The 17355-nt window shown below is 40.4% G+C and carries 13 protein-coding genes, 1 tRNA gene, 1 pseudogene and 1 riboswitch; of the genes and pseudogenes, 3 read left to right on the forward strand and 12 right to left on the reverse strand.

Translation table 11 applies throughout. The annotated features are described in order from the left end of the window. Positions 1-272: 272 nt before the first annotated feature. The 3 genes from ACEW80_RS33235 to ACEW80_RS33245 form a co-directional block, all read right to left on the reverse strand. Complete coding sequence (locus tag ACEW80_RS33235; protein ID WP_373530702.1) at positions 273-1481, reverse strand: 4-hydroxy-3-methylbut-2-enyl diphosphate reductase; 1209 nt, start codon at positions 1479-1481, stop codon at positions 273-275. Positions 1482-1591: 110 nt separating this feature from the next. Continuing rightward, entirely contained in the window at positions 1592-2443 is an 852-nt protein-coding gene (locus tag ACEW80_RS33240) for an SGNH/GDSL hydrolase family protein (protein ID WP_373530703.1), read from the reverse strand. 432 nt (positions 2444-2875) lie between these two features. Next, positions 2876-3199: a YnfA family protein gene (locus ACEW80_RS33245; protein WP_373530704.1), complete on the reverse strand. Its 324-nt coding sequence runs from the start codon at positions 3197-3199 to the stop codon at positions 2876-2878. Between the two features lie 166 nt (positions 3200-3365). Between ACEW80_RS33245 and ACEW80_RS33250 the strand changes: the two are divergent. Continuing rightward, positions 3366-7973, forward strand: a pseudogene (locus ACEW80_RS33250) (GAF domain-containing protein). Positions 7974-8044: 71 nt separating this feature from the next. Here ACEW80_RS33250 and ACEW80_RS33255 read toward each other — a convergent pair. Both ACEW80_RS33255 and ACEW80_RS33260 read right to left on the reverse strand, forming a co-directional pair. After that, a complete protein-coding gene (locus tag ACEW80_RS33255; RefSeq protein WP_373530705.1) occupies positions 8045-8785 on the reverse strand; it encodes a cobalt-precorrin-6A reductase in 741 nt (246 codons plus the stop codon). Beyond that, positions 8782-9201, reverse strand: a complete 420-nt coding sequence (locus ACEW80_RS33260; RefSeq protein ID WP_373530706.1) for a DUF1636 domain-containing protein — start codon at positions 9199-9201, stop codon at positions 8782-8784. Before ACEW80_RS33260 ends, ACEW80_RS33255 begins: the two co-directional genes overlap by 4 nt. A 21-nt stretch (positions 9202-9222) precedes the next feature. Next, positions 9223-9408, reverse strand: a riboswitch (cobalamin riboswitch). Positions 9409-9656: 248 nt separating this feature from the next. Between ACEW80_RS33260 and ACEW80_RS33265 the strand changes: the two genes are divergently transcribed. Continuing rightward, positions 9657-9730: transfer RNA gene (locus tag ACEW80_RS33265), tRNA-Val, on the forward strand. Between the two features lie 163 nt (positions 9731-9893). On the opposite strand, the gene ACEW80_RS33270 is transcribed toward ACEW80_RS33265, so the two are convergent. The 4 genes from ACEW80_RS33270 to ACEW80_RS33285 form a co-directional block, all read right to left on the reverse strand. After that, the gene (locus ACEW80_RS33270; RefSeq protein ID WP_373530707.1) at positions 9894-10478 is read right to left on the reverse strand and encodes a helix-turn-helix domain-containing protein; all 585 of its coding nucleotides are present in this window, start codon (positions 10476-10478) and stop codon (positions 9894-9896) included. Between the two features lie 954 nt (positions 10479-11432). After that, positions 11433-11972, reverse strand: coding sequence for a WcaF family extracellular polysaccharide biosynthesis acetyltransferase (locus ACEW80_RS33275; protein ID WP_373530708.1), 540 nt, complete (start codon positions 11970-11972; stop codon positions 11433-11435). A gap of 289 nt (positions 11973-12261) precedes the next feature. Next, the gene (locus ACEW80_RS33280; protein ID WP_373530709.1) at positions 12262-12825 is read right to left on the reverse strand and encodes a YdcF family protein; all 564 of its coding nucleotides are present in this window, start codon (positions 12823-12825) and stop codon (positions 12262-12264) included. A gap of 68 nt (positions 12826-12893) precedes the next feature. Then, the gene (locus ACEW80_RS33285) at positions 12894-13727 is read right to left on the reverse strand and encodes a 2OG-Fe(II) oxygenase (protein ID WP_373530710.1); all 834 of its coding nucleotides are present in this window, start codon (positions 13725-13727) and stop codon (positions 12894-12896) included. Positions 13728-13790: 63 nt separating this feature from the next. On the opposite strand from ACEW80_RS33285, the gene ACEW80_RS33290 reads away from it, so the two are divergent. Continuing rightward, a complete protein-coding gene (locus ACEW80_RS33290; protein ID WP_373530711.1) occupies positions 13791-14666 on the forward strand; it encodes a class I SAM-dependent methyltransferase in 876 nt (291 codons plus the stop codon). A 44-nt stretch (positions 14667-14710) separates the two neighbouring features. On the opposite strand, the gene ACEW80_RS33295 is transcribed toward ACEW80_RS33290, so the two are convergent. The 3 genes from ACEW80_RS33295 to ACEW80_RS33305 all read right to left on the reverse strand — a co-directional run bounded on the left by ACEW80_RS33295 (position 14711) and on the right by ACEW80_RS33305 (position 17223). After that, the gene (locus ACEW80_RS33295; RefSeq protein WP_373530712.1) at positions 14711-15475 is read right to left on the reverse strand and encodes a glycosyltransferase family 2 protein; all 765 of its coding nucleotides are present in this window, start codon (positions 15473-15475) and stop codon (positions 14711-14713) included. 26 nt (positions 15476-15501) lie between these two features. Continuing rightward, positions 15502-16155, reverse strand: coding sequence for a class I SAM-dependent methyltransferase (locus ACEW80_RS33300; protein WP_373530713.1), 654 nt, complete (start codon positions 16153-16155; stop codon positions 15502-15504). 72 nt (positions 16156-16227) lie between these two features. Beyond that, positions 16228-17223 (reverse strand): glycosyltransferase, encoded by a 996-nt coding sequence (locus tag ACEW80_RS33305; protein ID WP_373530714.1) that lies wholly within the window; start codon positions 17221-17223, stop codon positions 16228-16230. Positions 17224-17355: the final 132 nt, after the last annotated feature.

The raw sequence follows: 17355 nt of genomic DNA on the forward strand, positions 1-17355 counted from the left end.
TTAAGTGTGAAACAACCTAGTTATGTAAAAAAAATAACTAGTCCGACGCGTTAGTGAACTAGTTTTTAAAGAAATCCTCTTCTCATGCCATGAGTATTATTACTCATCCACAAATAGTAAAAACTGCAAAAGTATAGATAATAAAAGAACCCCAACGCCTCCCCCCTTGCGGGGAGGGGAGACAAAGCATAGCTTTGGCGGGGTGGGGTTCTTTGGGTTTAATAAGCAATCAAGCGGACATAATATAATTAGGTTGCATACACCCCGACAATTTAAACCAGTGCTGCTGTTGCTTTCATTGCAAAAATTTTCTCAATCACATCTTCTACTACCTTATCTGGCGTGGAAGCACCAGAAGTAATTCCTACAACAATTTCTCCATCTGGTAGCCAGTTTTCTGTAGTTATTAGCTGGCCATTTAATTGCCGATGCTCAATAGAATTTCTTGATTTAAGGCGTTCAACAGTATCAATGTGATAAGAAGGAATTCCCCTCTCAAAAGCAATTTGTTGTAATTGAGTAGTATTTGATGAATTAAACCCACCAATTACTACCATCAAATTTAAATTATGCTGCACTAACTCCAACATTGCATCTTGTCGTTCTTGGGTGGCGTCACAGATGGTATTGAAGCTTTGGAAATGCTGATTTAACTCAGTGGGGCCATACTTCTGCAACATGGTACGCTCAAAAAGCTTGCCAATTTGCTCAGTTTCGCCTTTAAGCATCGTAGTTTGGTTTGCAATGCCAACTCTTTCTAAATCTTGATCAGGGTCAAATCCTGCTGAACAAGCTTTAGCAAATTTGGTCAGAAATTCTTCCCGATTTCCACCATTGCTAATATAGTCAGCAACATATTCTGCTTCTGGCAAATTCAACACAATCAAATACTTGCCAGCAAAAGAACTCGTAGCGACTGTTTCTTCGTGCTTATATTTACCATGAATGATTGAAGTGTAATCAATTTTTTTGTGCTTTTCGACTGTATTCCAAACTTTAGAAACCCAAGGGCAAGTTGTATCAACAATTGTGCAGCCTTTATCGTGAAGTATCTGCATTTCTTGAACGCTAGCGCCAAAAGCAGGTAATATGACTACATCACCAGTTTCAGCAACAGAAAAGTCTTTTTGATTTGCTTCAATCGGGATAAATTTTACTTCCATCTCCTGCAACCGTTGATTTACAGAAGGATTGTGAATAATTTCGTTAGTAATCCAGATGCGTTCTGTGGGGAAGTGCTGACGGGTTTCATAGGCTATCGCTACAGCCCGTTCTACACCCCAGCAAAAGCCAAAGGCTTGTGCTAATCGAATCGTTACATCACCCCGTTGCAAAATGTAATTGCGATCGCGAATTTCCTGAATCAAGTTACTCTGATACTGAGATTGCAACTGGATGGCAACTTCTGCTTGATGACCAAAGCCTTTGCGATTGTAATTTTCTGAATGTTGGAGCGTGCGCTTAAAAGCTTTTGTATCCATTAGATTTGTTTACTTAAACTACTACTTTTTATTGTCTCGTGCCAAGACGCGATTTATACAGAGTTGTATTCAAAGATATTACCAGAGAGAGGAAAAGAGATTTAATGCCTTTACCTTTTCCCCTTTTTTTCTTGCTGGGGTTTCAATTCGATATCGCTATAAATCTGCAATGCCGAACGCCAAACTATATAGCCTTCACGACTTAAGTGTAAGCCATCAGTAGTAAATTCCCGCCGGAGATTACCTTGCGTGTTGGTAAATAGGGAATATAAATCGAGATATTTGATACCTTTTTTGGCAGATATGCTTTGCAGTTTCTCATTCAACTTGCGAATGCGACTATTGGCAATAGCCAGAAGTTTATCTCGTTTTTTCCAAGTTGCTGACTCTGCCCCATGTGGCAAAATCGATTGGACAACAATTTGGGCTGTGGGATGCGTGTTTCGCAGGTAATTAATAATTTGCCGCTGATTATTTAAAATTACCCTGTCGCTCGTGCCTCGAATTAGGTCATTAATACCAATCATCACAAAAATTACCTCTGGCTGGGTGCGGTCAAATATATTCAATCTTTTCAAGAGTCCATTGCTGGTTTCGCCAGAAATTCCTTGGTTGAGCCAATTTTTACCTTCGGGTAATAACTCAGTGGGAAACCACAAACTCAAAGAATCTCCCGCCAGAATGGTTAAATGCGGAGGACTTTGGTCAGCGGCTACCTCGGCTTCTTGATTGAGGATGTCTACCCACTCCTGGTAATTAAGTTGATGACGGCGACCCAAATCAGGTGTAGCAATTTGGCGATCGCTATTTAGGTTGATTGGCTCTGGGGATGTTATTATCCCAAAAAAAGCGGCCACTCTCTGCTGTTGCCAAATTAGCAGGATCACCGCCAACATTAGGATGCCGTTGGTTAACAGCGAGAAAAATGCCCAGAGAGGAAAGGTTTTAACAGAAGTAGACACGACTAGCGAAATTTACCCATTATTTGAATCAGATTTTAACGCTAGCGATCGCAAATCACCTAATTTTAAACTGGGGAGTTGGGAGTGGGGGAAGCAAACAGAAAGTTTTTCCCTCCCAACTCAGCACTCTTTACTCACATCTTGCACCTAACGATTAAAATCGTGGCTACCACAACAAAGCCTGCCGATCCAGGCTTCAAAACCCTTGATTTCCTTTAGTCCGCGCAGGCGGACTTTGTTTGTATAGCCGCGACTTCCAGTCGTTTGGGCTTGGTGCAAAATGTGAGTTTATTGAATGGAACGATCGCTGAACTCATAGTTATAACCTTCTTCACCGTGTTCGTTGATATCCAAACCTTGCAATTCAGCTTCCTCTTCAAAAAGAGCTAGTATCACAAAACTTATTTGTCGGAAATAATCTAGAAATTTTACTTAACTTCTGGGTGCAAACATGATAATTAATACACTTATTAAAGCTAAACAAGCTCCGATTAGGTCATAGCGGTCTGGGGTTACTTCGTCTATCTTCCAACCCCAAAGCATTGCCATTGCAATAAACACTCCGCCATAAGCCGCATATACTCTGCCAAAATTTGCTGGTTGAAGAGTTGCAATAACACCATAGACAGCTAAAGCAATTCCACCCAATATCCCCCACCAAAACGGCTTACCTTCGCGCAACCACAACCAGATCAAGTAGCCGCCCCCGATTTCAAATAAACCAGCCGACAAAAAACATAGCAGAGACTTAATCATTTGACCAGTTTGTGAATAAGGTCTAACTCCGTGAAATTACGCTAACGCTTTTGACCAAACTATTGTCATTAATTGAAGTAAGTTTGTTGAACTGGGCATTGGGTATTGGTAATTTCCTTCCCCCCCTGCTTTTTTCCCAAGCCCAGAATGTAGATAAGGCTCAAGGATGAAAGCACCATTACCTGATAACGAATTACAGAGAATCGAGACGCTCTTGCAGTATAAAGTTCTCGATACCCCATCTGAAGCCGCCTTTGATGACCTCACCCGTTTAGCCTCGTATATTTGTCAGACTCCTATTGCCTTAATTAGCTTAATTGATGCAAACCGCCAGTGGTTCAAGTCAAAAGTTGGTTTGGATGCTCTAGAAACACATCGAGATTTAGCATTTTGTGCCCATGCTATTTTACAGCCTGATGTTTTGATTGTGCCTGATGCAACAGATGATGAACGGTTTACTACAAATCCATTAGTTACATCTGATCCAAATATTCGATTTTATGCTGGTGTACCTTTGACTAACCCTGAGGGATACGCACTAGGAACTCTTTGCGTGATTGATTATGTAGCACGGGAACTTACTCCAGAACAATTGGAGGCATTACGAGCTTTAGGTCGTCAAGTCATGAAGCAAATGGAATTGCGCCGAAATTTAGCAAGTTTGGTACTTGTTACCAAGAAAGGCAAATAGGAGCAGAAAGTACGCAAGCAATTTTTCAAAAAGATTGCAGTAGGTTTTGGTTTGGCGTTAGCAATTTTAGTTCTGATTGGTGTGGTTTCTTGTCAAAATACAAGAGTATATAATAATAATCGCAGTATAGTAAAAAATGCTTACAAAAAGCTCAACAGTCTCGGAGAGCTACTGTACGATATAAAGGATGCCGGGACTGCACAAAGTCGTTACATCTTCACTGGAGAAAAACTTTATCTAAAACTGTATCAAGCAGCACTTGCTAATGTCGATCAAGAAATTGCCCAACTAAAGGATTTAACCGCAAGTCAACCCAACCAACGACAGCAGATCGCAACGCTTGAATCTCTGATCAAGGCTAAACTTACTGAATTCAGACAGACTATCGACTTGCGCCAGAACAAGGGATTAGAGGCAGCATTGCAAATACTGATGAGAAATGATAAACAAAATCTCATGGATGATATCCATAAGATAATCCATGAGATGGAGAACGAGGAAAGAAAGCTGCTTCAGCAAGAGTTACAAGCAACAAAATCTCGGACTCACGATACAATTGTGGCACTTGCGATCGCCATTTTTCTAAGTTTTATCATTCTGACTGTAATCTACTACTTCATCTATTATGAGGTTACTGAGCGGAAGAGAACAGAAGAAGCCTTAAATCAAGAACGCAACTTTATCTCAGCAGTCCTTGATACAACTAGCGCGTTAGTAATAGTTCTCGATTCTCAAGGGCAAATCGTTCGTTTCAATCAAGCTTCTGAGCAAATAACGGGTTACTCCTTCGATGAGGTCAGGGGTAGGTATTGCTGGAACTTCTTGTTAATTCCTGAAGAAATAGAGTCGTTCAAAGCAGTTTTTGAGCAGTTACGAACTGGTCAAGTCCTGAATGAGTACGAAAACTATTGGGTAATGAAGAATGGCAGTCGCCGACTGATTGCCTGGTTAAATACCTTCTTAAAAGACTATGAAGGATCAGTGGAATACATTATTAGCACTGGCATTGACATCACCGCTCGCAAACGATCTGAACGGCTTTTGACTGTACAATATGCTGCAACCCGCGTTTTAGCGGAGTCCGCCACCACGGGCGAAGCTACTACGCAAATTCTACAAGGAATCTGCGAAAGTCTGGGATGGGATTTGGGTGAAATTTGGATGGTAGATCAGCAAGCAAATGTGCTGCGTTTTCTCGATCTGTGGCATAAAGCATCTTTTGAGGTGGAAGAGTTTGAAGTACTGAATCGGCAAACCACGTTTGCACCAGGAATTGGACTTCCTGGACGAGTTTGGGCTAGTTCTGAACCTGTTTGGATCACTGATGTCGTCAAAGAACTCAGTTTCTCCCGCTTCAAAATTAATGCTCAAGTAGAACTACGCGGAGCCTTTGGGTTTCCAATCCGCAACGGCAACAAAATCCTCGGTGTCATTACCTGCTTCAACCATGAAATCCAGCCACCTGACCGAGATTTGGTAAAAACGATGAATTCGATTGGTGAGCAAGTGGGGCAATTTATCCAGCGTAAACAAATTGAAGAACAAATACAACGCCAAAACTTGCGATCGCAACTTTTTACAGAAATCACCCTCAAGATTCGCCAGTCTTTGCAAATCAAAGAAATTCTCCAAATCACTGTTCAGGAAGTGCAAAAGATTCTCCAGGCTGACCGAGTTTTGATCTATCAGCTTTTGCCAAATGAGCCTGTACCCAACATTATCGAAGCAGTAGTTTCTGGCTTACCAGCAATCAAAGAGCAAAATATCGCCGCTTCCTACTTTCGAGCCGAATATGTACAACAGTACTATCTACAGCAGTACCGTCAAGGACGGGTTGTAGGGCTGTTTAACTTGGATATGCTGGAAGTTGAACAAAACCATCTGGAATTAATGCAACAGTTTGGGGTCAAAGTCAATTTGGTTGTACCCATTCTTGTCAAAGAAGAACTTAGCGGTTTGCTCATAGTTCATCAGTGTGATGATTCCCAACAATGGTCTAGCTTTGAAACTCATCTTTTGCGGCAAATAGCCGACCAAGTTGGCATTGCCTTAACCCAAGCCCAACTATTAGCAGCAGAAACTCATCAGCGACAAGAACTTGAAATTGCCCATCGCCAAGCCAAATTAGCTTCTCAGACTAAAAGTGCCTTTTTGGCGAATATGAGTCATGAAATTCGGACTCCGATGAACGCTGTATTGGGAATGACCAGTTTAGTATTAGATACTTCCTTAGATGCAGAACAGCGAGATTTTGTTGAAACAATTCGTAGTAGTGGAGACGCGCTTTTAAGTTTAATCAACGAGATTTTGGATCTTTCCAAACTTGAGGCTGGAGAGATGGCTCTGGAAACTCTAGATTTTGACTTATCCACTTGTGTTGAAGAAGTGGTGGAATTATTGGCTCCCTCAGCTCATAACAAGGGATTGGAAATTGCCGCACTGATTGAGCATAACGTCCCCACCCACCTCAGAGGAGATGCTGGTAGACTGCGGCAAATTCTGATGAATCTAATCAGCAACGCTATCAAGTTTACCAGCGCTGGCGAAGTATTAGTGCAAGCCGAATTGCGTTCGGTTTCCTCCACTACAGCTACCATCCATTTTGCCATTACAGATACCGGTCTTGGTATTAGCCCTGAAGACCAACGCAAACTCTTTACTCCATTTACCCAAGTAGATGCTTCTACCACTCGCAAGTATGGTGGTACCGGTTTGGGATTAGCCATCTGTAAACAACTTGTAACCTTAATGGGAGGAGTGATTGGGATAGAAAGTCAAATGGGGAAAGGATCTAAGTTTTGGTTTGAGGTACTTTTTACGAAGCAAGTTGAGCCTGTTTTGCCAAAACGCGAACGCCGACTTTTGATCAATCACCGTTTATTAGTAGTCGATAACAACACTACTAATTACAAAATTCTCTACCATCAAGCGACTCGTTGGGGAATGCAGGTAGATCAAGCTGACAGTATTGCTGCTGCACTCATTGCTATTCAGTCAGCTTGTGAGCAGGGTAAATCCTATGATATCGCCTTGGTTGATATGCAAATACCCCCAACAAATGGCATGACATTAGCAGAACAAATTAAAACCAATTCGGCAATTATTGATATACCTTTGATTATGCTCACCTCTATTAATGAACGGCATCAAATGCAACGGGCGCTCAAAGTAGGATTTGCTACTTATTTGGCCAAACCCATTAAATCATCCCGACTCCTTGATACCATCATGACTATTCTAAAAAATCAGCCTGAACCGGAAGAAAATGAGAAAGCAAAAACTTTATTTTCTGACCCCATTACCTACTCTAATCACTCTTCCTCTACTAAATCAAATTTGAGAATTTTGCTAGCTGAAGATAATTTGGTGAATCAGAAGGTAGCTCTGAAGCAACTCCAGAATTTGGGCTACAAAGCCGATGTCGTTGCCAATGGAAGGGAAGTTTTGCAGCTATTAGATAAAATTCCCTATGATTTGATTTTAATGGATTGCCAAATGCCAATTCTTGACGGTTTGGAAACCACAAAAGAAATTCATCGTTGGCAAGAGAGCGCCTTCGCTCTGGGTCATCGTCCTGTGGTGATTGCGATGACGGCTAATGCGATGAAAGAAGACAAACAAATGTGTCTAAATGCAGGAATGGACGACTATCTGAGTAAACCAGTGTTGAAAGAAAAATTGGCGGTTGCTCTAGAGCATTGGACAGGCGTGATCAGCTCACAACAAGACGCAGTTCTTTATGAACAGACAGCTTCCACTGACCTAGCAATTGATTGGGAACACTTGCATCAGGTATCCGAAAATGACGCCGAATTTGAATTAAGTTTATTGCAACTATTCGTTGAAGATATTAAACCTCGTTTAGAGATAATTAAAGCAGCGATCGCATCTGGTGACTTTGAGCAAATTGCGCGAGAAACCCATCACCTTAAAGGTGCTAGTGCCAATATCGGAGCCACAACTATGTACCTAGCAGCTGATAAACTAGAACAACTAGCTCACCATCAAGAGCTTACAGATACTACCAACTTGATTTTAGAATTAGAAGAGTTTGTCAACCGTATTCAACACTTTATTAATTAAAAATAAAGTAATAAATTACATATTACTATTAATCAAAGATAATGGGACATAATTCGTAGTCGCACCATGAATTACGAATTACGAATTAGCCATGCTAAAGCACCATCAACATTAGTAACCTGCTCCCCTGGCGGTATAGCTGGACGATTTACCATGACAACCTTTACCCCAAGTTCTTGCGCCGCAATAATCTTGGGCTTTGTTGCATCGCCACCGCTATTTTTACTCACTATGGTATCGATGTTGTAGTGAATGAGGATTTCCCTTTCATTATTGAGAGTAAAGGGACCGCGATCGCACAATAGCATTCCCGGCGGCATTAAAGCATCATCAGTAGGAAGGTCAATCATCCGCATCAGAAACCAAATTTCCTCTAAGTGAGCAAAGACGGCGAGTTCTTGCCTACCAACTGTCAAAAATACTCGCTGTGCTTGGTTTTGCAGGGTTGTGGCTGCGGCTTTAACGCTGTCAACTTCAATCCAGCGATCGCTACTTCCTTTCTCCCAAGACGGACGAATTAACATCAGACGACGTACTCCGACTTTGGTTGCCGCATCTGCCGCATTAAAGGAAATCTGCGTAGCAAAAGGATGGGTTGCATCAATCAGCAAGTCAATTTCCATTACTCGCAGATAGCTAGCCAATCCATCAACACCGCCAAAACCTCCAACCCGGAGTTCGCCCAACGGGACTGATGGTTCACGGGTGCGACCAGCTAGAGAAGTGATTACTTCTACCCCCTGCATAGTCGCCACTTTGGCAGCTAGTTCTGCTGCATCTCCCGTTCCACCCAGAATCAAAACGCGGATCATTGAGATAAAGGTGGAATCTTTGCTAAAATGCCCTTTCTTAGGGCTTCCGGGCGCTCTGACCAAGGCAATAAACCACTTGGTTTTGCATAGTATTGACTAGCGCACTCTAACACCGCAGATGCACTACCATCAACAGCTAAATCGCCAAATAGATATGTTAATTTGCCTTTAGCAGTAAAGGCGACTACACAGGAACGATTACAAGCACTCATGCATTCAACTTCCTGAATTGGAAATTCATCTCGTAAGTCCCAATCTTGTGCCAAGTGCTGAAGTTGATGTAGTAGTTGTTGACCACCACTTTCACCTAAGGATTTTCCATCTTGCCAAACGCTTGCACAGGTTTTACAAACAAATAAATTATGGCTAGCAACACCAAAGCAACTAGTTGGGGAAATATTTACAGTAGTAGTCATCTGTACCTCGCAGATATGTGTAAGTGATAAATCTATTTCGGCGGGCATCCTGACTCACTTAATTTTGTTGGATTTTGGATTACTTAGTTTGCTAATCTCAAATCTCAAATAAGCTCACAGTTGCGGGACAGTGCCGGATTTACACCGAACTTTCCCCCTTACCTCCGGTAGCTGACTCCCACCAGAACCGAATAACCTTAACAATCATACACTATACAGCGCAAAGTTCGCGCATCCCGGTCTCCGGGCGTGAAACTTTGCAAGAAGAATCAATGTGGTTGTAGCTTTGAGTGCCAGTGCAATCTTTTTGCTGTTTTGGGATCACGGGAAGAGTGCGTAGTTTACCGCCGTAGGCATCGCATTAATTCTCAAGTTAAATTATATAGTTCCTGATTTGCGCTTTTATCTTGCTTTATCAAGAAAGTGTATGCTATCATCGATAATTGTGTGGTTAAGGACGTATAGCTCAGTTGGTTAGAGCGCTACGTTGACATCGTAGAGGTCACTGGTTCGAATCCAGTTACGTCCATTTTTGTTAGGCATTTACAAATTGAATGTCGTTGTGACTTTACCCATAACTTTGCCGCAACGGCAAGCTTATGCTTCCAATTAAAAGCGGCAAAGTTATGCTTCCAATTTTCCATCTGTAGACAAAGAAGCCAACTAAGTCTGCCCTTTTAAGTTTAATAGCTTTAAACTCCAATTTCACGTCGTGTTTCATTTTCCATTGTCAGTGGTGGCTCGTTGTCGCTTGCAAGGATTGCTAGCAAAGCATCTTGTACTTGATTAGCCTCGAAAAGTTTTGGAGATGCTCTTAGTGTGGGCGATCGCCGAATGGTTTTGTGTGATATTTTCGTAAAAGATTTAGCAGCAAGTTGTTCTGGTTTTAGTAAATCTAGCAGAGATATTTCTAAGCGATAACAAATTTTGAGAAGTATATCAAGCACTGGTAAAGCTTTACCCGTCTGCCACATCCATAAAGTATTCTTCGGTATTCCCATCAAACGGCCAAACTCAGCTATATTGCCATTAGTCACTACATTTATGACTAGACTCAAAGATTTGGCAATTTCTTCTTTTGCTGGTGGAGAGTTAAAAGATAGGGTGGAAGAAATTAATTCTCCAATAACCTCTACTATCCAAGTTTGCGAATGTAATTCTTCTTTAGATAAAGTTGAGCAATCCGTAAGTTCTGAGGAGGACTTGACAGGAAGATTCATACCTAGCCAACCACCACACTTGGAACAATAACCAGGTTGCGCTATGTTCTCCCTCATGCCACCCTAATGAAGATTGTTTAAGACCCCCGTGGGGGTCTTAAACCCATTTATTCAGACGCTCTCTACAAGACGCTAAAAGCGTAGCTTGATTCTCTGTAAGAGTACGCGGACTCGCTAACGCTACGCTATCCGCCACTCGTACAGAATTCATTCTGTTAGCGGATAGCTAAGGTTTAGCCCATTCTGACTCCTGACTCCTGACTCCTGAATTCTGTTTGATAACTATTGTAATAATTTGACCTTAACTATTTGGAGTCGGAATGTCAGCTTCGGCAGTTAATCAGCGATGATACAAGTACCCACCGTAGCGATCGCATTAGTAGACTACGAAACAACGATAATTTAGAAAAAGCTGTCCGTACTGTTTTGAAGCACTTGGGACACTTGAAACGTCCGTATTTGACTGCCGCTTCTCAATAACTTGTAAAATGTAAACTGCAATAAATTCCTCCATTCTTATGACTATAAAACTCCAAACCGAAAACGACTTTCTTACGGCAAATATTAGTATCAAGATAAATCAAGAAACAGAAAACGAAAAAGTTCTCTGTTCTCATTGCCAACGCACCGCTAGTAACGGTATTAAATGTAAAGGGATTTGTGTAGCTGACAATGACTACTAAGCTATGAATTTTATCATTACTAAATATTGTAATTTGGATTGGAAATACAGTTTTGCACCGCCCAAATTAGAACAATCTAATGGCACTAAAAGAGAAATTGTTGAGTGTCTTCGAGTTAGAAATCATACTATAATGCAACAAGGCTGTAAGTGATTCATTATGTCATTCAAGTGATTCTGAAAAATAAAACTAGGAGTGAGACTTATTCCTGATTTTTACACTCAACGAGTTAGTTTAATCATTACTCTATTAGATACAACAACCTATTCTACTCTAGAAATTGTTGGGCTTTACGGTAAACGCAATGAATATTAGAGGGGACGTAATATCAAAGCTTTCGTTGCTTGATAGGTTGAGCCGGATTACCTGCATAGATGGTCATTGGCTCTAGTGATTTCCCTGTAACAGCACCTAAAGTTAGTACTGCTCCGCGACCAACTATAACTCCTGGGCCAATTATCGACTTAGCGGCAATCCAACTACTCTCTTGAATATGGATTGGGGCATCAATTAATTTAAAATCAGGATGATTCCAGTCATGATTTCCAGTGCAGAGATAGACCCCTTGAGACAGGCAAACATGACTTTCAATGGTGACAAGAGCGACGTTATCTATCCACACCCCTTCCCCAATCCAAACATAATCACCAATGTTTAACCGCCAGGGAAACTTTACCCGCACTCCAGGTTTAATGCGGACACCTTGACCAATGCTAGCCCCAAAACTGCGGAGTATCCAAATTTTTAAAGCTGAAAGTGGAAGGCAATAACTTTTAACAAAGGGCGACCCCACAAAATACCAAAGAAGTTGCTTCCAGTATGGTACGCCTGGAGTATAGTTGCTAACAGTATATTGATCTAGACGCATGGGGTGGGTAAACAAGAGTAGGTTCAAATAACTCGTAAGTAAGTGGGCGAGAAAATTATCAAGATGTAACAAAATATAAATTCGGCACGTACCTTACAAATTCATTATTTCACCGTTTTTACAAAACTAAACATATATCGGTTTTATCGTGCCTGCCTACTTAATTGATAATTCGTAATTGAATTCTTAACTATGAAGGACGTTAGCGAGTCTTCTCCCATCGCCCTTGGCGTCTCGTAGAGAAAGGGAGAGGTTTCACGACCGAGCGTTATTATAAATTAGCAATTAGTTAAAGACTGGCTCCTGTATGACCTGTGACGATCCAGACGAGGGAGCGAGAAATATCACGAATAATATGCATGAGGGATTCTTGAGTTTGGTTCGATGGTACAGACAGAGGAGTGAAGGCAATGCCTTGACTACCAAGTACAATGGTAGCGATCGCCTTGGCTCTGGACATATGATAATTGGAAGTAACTAGAAATAGATGTTGAAGTTGTCGTTGTTTAAAGTTAGCAATGAGAGAGGTAAAGTTAGTCACAGTATCGACAGCCCCCATGTCAATATTTAATTTCGTCTTGGGAACATTTACCGCTCGGAAAGTTTCAAGGGTTTTCTGAGGATTTGGAGGAGAGGACACCCAGATTTCTAAGGATGGATACAATTCGACTAGTTCAGCAGTGAATTTTTCTCTAGCTGGATCGCCGCCTAAAATAAAGAAAGCTTGAGGTTGGGGTGCTTGGTTAATGGCGATCGCTAACCGTACTGGAATGAAAAGTAGCATTACGACAATCAATGCCACTAGAGCTAAAAGCATCTTTTTTTGACGCTGGCGACGATAGTAGGATTTCATCAAATATACTGATTTCTCCTGTTGTTTAGCCCTTAGTGTTGTCAAACTCTAATAAAATACCTATTTGTTTATTTTTTATAAATAGAGGGCTTTTTAATTCCATGCTTGACAATTTTACGAACTCCATTACGTAGGGCAGCATCGCCTTGCAGTATGATATCTCTCAACTTTTGTTCTGGTCGTCCTCGGAAGGAAGTAACGTGAAAGTAATCATCTTCTTCAGCAGGTTTGGCAGAGAAATAGTAGTTAGACACACAGCAACGCTGACCTTGATAATTAACTTTGCTTACAGAGTGCCAGGATTTCTTATTTGTACTCATTATCACTAGCCGATTAAATTTGCTGTGGATAGTTCTATTACTCTGCTTTAAACCATTATCCCATAATTCGAGATTGCCACCATATTCTTCTTTCCAATCAGGACTAACGTAGTACAACAAATTTATGACCCGATAATTTTTCCGATCTTTATCATGTGAGTTATCAAGATGTGGATTCAGGAAACAGCCATAATCCATCATGCTAATTCCACCTGCATAGAGATATTCATCTGGCAATAACTCTTCAAATCCAGTAATTTTAGAGATGAGTTTAACTACTCTCGGATCTTGAAAGGCATAAATAATTTCTTCAAGAATTGGATTAAACTGATTCATTTGCATTCCAACGTACTTATACTCGCGCAAGTCTTTCAAGAGCAATAAACTCTTTTTTGGAGGAAATGCTTCATATATTTCTCTAGCATCCTTTTCAACGAGGAGGTTATCTACATAACAGTTATAAATAGGCTTGTTATTTAAAAATTCTCGTCGTAGCGCGTCTTGGCAGGTTTCTAATTGGCTATAGATTGTTTTTGCATAATCATGCCTTGTTTGAGAAATGTTTGGTTGATTTTTTGACATTTTTTTAAATGTATATTATATTATTTGCAAATACTTTTTGTATAAAAAATATACATTAACCCAGTGTTAAATGAATATTTTCCTTTAGAGAATAACATTGATAGGTGGGACAAAGGTATTCTTGTTTGCAAAATACTAAATCTAACACCAGCTATCCAAGCAAACAGTCACTACTTTGGTCATCCAGAATGGGCAAAAAATTATTTTACAGCTTGTCATAGAGATGAAAAATTTATAGCCCTGTGGCAAGCAGCCATTGGTAGTTGGCATGGCAAAATTGTTGTAGATATAGGTTGTGGTCCTGGTAATGTATATGCGTCCTTAAAAGAAAGTTGTGGTGAACCTAAGCTATTAATTGGAGTAGATGTATCCTATGGGGCGCTGAAAATGTCTCAGCAACTTGGTTACACCCCAGTATTAGCAGATGCTCAAAATCTGCCATTTATTTCAGGTTTTGCCGATATTGTTATGGCTAATGCCTGTTTACACCATTGCGATGATATGGCAAAAACATTGGGGGAAGCAGCTAGATTAGTTCGTCCTGGTGGATTTTTAATCACCGATCATGATCCTCAGCGCACTGCATATCAATTACGAGGTTTGGGTGGTTTGCTTTGGAATGCACGTTTGTCAATATATCGAAAAATCCAAAGAGGTGGACACTCTACGCATGAAGAGCAGTTTTGGGGTTTGCGATCGGAGATTCATCACAAACCAGGTGATGGTGTAACGCCTGAACTTTACCATCAGATATTAGAACCACTGGGGTTTACTGTTAAGCTTTATCCTCACAACCATACAGTGGGAGCAGAGGTACTACAGGGAAATTATGGTCGGTCGAGTTGGAAGTGTCGTCTAGCTCAAATACTATCAGGGATCAACCCGGAATTACCAGAGGCAGCGTTATCTTTAATGTGTATTGCTACGCGGAAAACCTGACACTTACACTTAGCTTCATTCAGTTGAACTGCTTGATTGTAACTCTATTCTAATTTCTCAGCTTCTATCAGACGAATTGCCAGCATAATTTCTACTAAAACACGCTGAAATGCATAGTAACAACCATGCCAGCCGTCAAGAATACCACCTTTAAGAATAAGGCAGTATATCAAAATAATCAAGGGAGCTAGAATTTTTTGTTTGCGGATGCGATCGCCCAAACTGAGTTCTGTAACAGGAGTCTCTAGTATTTTTTTTACTTCCAATAAAGTATAACGTTCCTGTGCCCATAACCAACGACTTAACGGTTTGCGATCGTCGTGGTGAATGTATGCAGATAGTATTGTAGAGTTACCTTCTACCACAACTCTATGGGCGTGTCCGTCATCTTGGTAAATCGCTTTTTCAGGCTTGTAAAGTACCTTTCGAGGTGGAAGTAAAGTACCACGCAGGGGTTTACCGAAGACACAGTACTTAAATCTGACGCTGTAGCTATTTATATCAGTCTCAGCTTGTAAGGCGTTAATTTCATCAATGAGTTCATCAGTTAAAATATAATCTGCATCTAGGGATAGTACCCATTCAGATGAAATTTTCCCTAATCCATAGTTACACTGAGAAGCAAAAGAATCAAACTTTTTTTGGAAAACTTCTATTTGAGGATAGGAATACAAAATTTCTAAAGTTGCATCTGTGCTGTAACTATCAATGACAATGATTTTATTTGCCCAAATGAGACGTTGGAGTGTGCGTTCAATATTAGGAGCTTCGTTGTAAGTAAGGATGAGAGGGGTAATTTTTTTTAACATTTATTAAAATATTTTAATAAATTATTTTATTTAACTAGAGTGCTAGAACAAAGCATAGACTTCCAAAGGTAGGGAAATCTGCCTGTAAAATTAAACTTGATATCTGTATAGCCCTCTGATTCTAGTAGTGCATTCATTGTTGCTACAGAAAAAAACTTTATGTGACCGCCATCCCAGAGAGTAGTGAAGTGCTTATCCATTTGTCCTGAAACAGCAAGCATGAGATTTTTAATATAGCCATGATAAGGGGTAGTAATAATTAAACGGCCATTTGGCTTGAGGCATTCTTTGGCATTTCTAAGCAATTCTTTAGGATAAACTAAATGCTCAATTACCTCAGCAGCAATTACAATATCAAACTTTTCTCCTAGTTCTGTATTAGGGAGATTGTAAATACTGCCTTCAATAAAGCGGCAGCTGGGAAAATTTTCATTAGCTAATTTCACACCTGACTCCGATTCTTCAATACCAACAACCTCATAGCCTTGCTGTGCAATTAAGTTGCTCAAGCTGCCATTACCGCAGCCAATATCTAAGATCCGCAGCTTTTTTTGATGTTCGAGAATATCAACAGATTCACATATCATCATCTTTATTAGAGGTTTAATGAGATAGCTATGGTGGTGTTCTGATTTACTATCAGAATATGAATATTCGTATTCGTTAGTAGATGAAATCATAATTAACGTCCTATTTTAAGATTGATTAGGTATTTTATGGTTATAAGCGATCGCTAAAGTTATCCAGCACTCCTATCTTGACACTCCCTGGTCTAAAGAAACGGGGTTTTTATGCGTTTTTCTGATAATATCTTGATAAACTGAAATCAATTTTAAGGCTACACTATCCCAAGTATAATTTTCTAAGATAAATTGACGGGCGCGATCGCCCATATTTTTCGCTTTTACGGGGTCTTCCAAAAGTTCAATTAAGGCATTAGCTATTTGCTCGGCATTAATGTCAACTACACTCGCCGCTTCAGCCTCCGCAGCTTCTGGAAAATTACAGCCAGTCGTGATCACACAAGGTAAACCCGCAGCCATACCCTCCAATACAGACATACTAAAGCCTTCAGAATAGGAAGGAGCAACATAGATGTTAGCGGCTGCTAAAGCTGCATATTTAATAGCGCCTGTTAGCATTCCAGTAAAGGTGACAGCATCCTTACAGCCTGCTTCGCTAAAATAACTTTCAGCAGTGGGTAAAAATCCTGTATTGTCTGGACCAGCAACAATTAGGTGAGTTTTAGGAAATTTTTTGTGTGCTTTAGCAAAAGCAGTGGCTAATAAATCCAATCCTTTTTTTGGATCAATGCGACCTAGAAATATAATTAGTGTTTTATTGCGAGTATTGGGAAACTGTTCATAAAAAAGCTCCGAGCTAGGTAAAGATTCAAAATCTCTGCTATTAATACCGTTAGGAACAAAAACTAAAGGCGTTTTTAAATCAAGTGTATTTATCTGTCTAGCTTCAGTAGAAGCTGTCATTTGAATAGCATTAGCTTTTTGTAATGATGGGTTTTCAAACAAAGTAAAGTAAATTTTTTTCTTCCAACCTTTATAAGCTAATGCCCAAGGCTCCATCATTCCGTGGGGAGTCGCAATATATGGAACTATGCGAAATTGACAAGCCAGATGAGCAGCTAGAACCGGATAAGAAAAGATGGCATTAGTATGTACTATGTCATAGTCAGATACATTGTGAAATAGCCATTTGGTCATTGATTTAGTGAACTTGTAAGGGAGCATCCACTTTTGGCGGAAACACCCTATCAAACAGCAAGTAACCCATTGAGATAAGCGCAACGAACAGAGAGGATGTGATTGACACTGGCAACATTCCACTGTGCGCCAGAAATTTTCATCCTTAAACCAATTTGT

This window comes from Nostoc sp. (assembly GCF_041747015.1).
GTDB lineage: Bacteria > Cyanobacteriota > Cyanobacteriia > Cyanobacteriales > Nostocaceae > Nostoc.

Coding starts and splice junctions, on each gene's coding strand:
- ACEW80_RS33245 (WP_373530704.1), bottom strand. CDS start 3,199: ATGATTAAGTCTCTGCTATGTTTTTTGTCGGCTGGTTTATTTGAAATC.
- ACEW80_RS33300 (WP_373530713.1), bottom strand. CDS start 16,155: ATGATTTCATCTACTAACGAATACGAATATTCATATTCTGATAGTAAA.
- ACEW80_RS33255 (WP_373530705.1), bottom strand. CDS start 8,785: ATGATCCGCGTTTTGATTCTGGGTGGAACGGGAGATGCAGCAGAACTA.
- ACEW80_RS33260 (WP_373530706.1), bottom strand. CDS start 9,201: ATGACTACTACTGTAAATATTTCCCCAACTAGTTGCTTTGGTGTTGCT.
- ACEW80_RS33270 (WP_373530707.1), bottom strand. CDS start 10,478: ATGAGGGAGAACATAGCGCAACCTGGTTATTGTTCCAAGTGTGGTGGT.
- ACEW80_RS33305 (WP_373530714.1), bottom strand. CDS start 17,223: ATGCTCCCTTACAAGTTCACTAAATCAATGACCAAATGGCTATTTCAC.
- ACEW80_RS33275 (WP_373530708.1), bottom strand. CDS start 11,972: ATGCGTCTAGATCAATATACTGTTAGCAACTATACTCCAGGCGTACCA.
- ACEW80_RS33235 (WP_373530702.1), bottom strand. CDS start 1,481: ATGGATACAAAAGCTTTTAAGCGCACGCTCCAACATTCAGAAAATTAC.
- ACEW80_RS33295 (WP_373530712.1), bottom strand. CDS start 15,475: ATGTTAAAAAAAATTACCCCTCTCATCCTTACTTACAACGAAGCTCCT.
- ACEW80_RS33280 (WP_373530709.1), bottom strand. CDS start 12,825: ATGAAATCCTACTATCGTCGCCAGCGTCAAAAAAAGATGCTTTTAGCT.
- ACEW80_RS33285 (WP_373530710.1), bottom strand. CDS start 13,727: ATGTCAAAAAATCAACCAAACATTTCTCAAACAAGGCATGATTATGCA.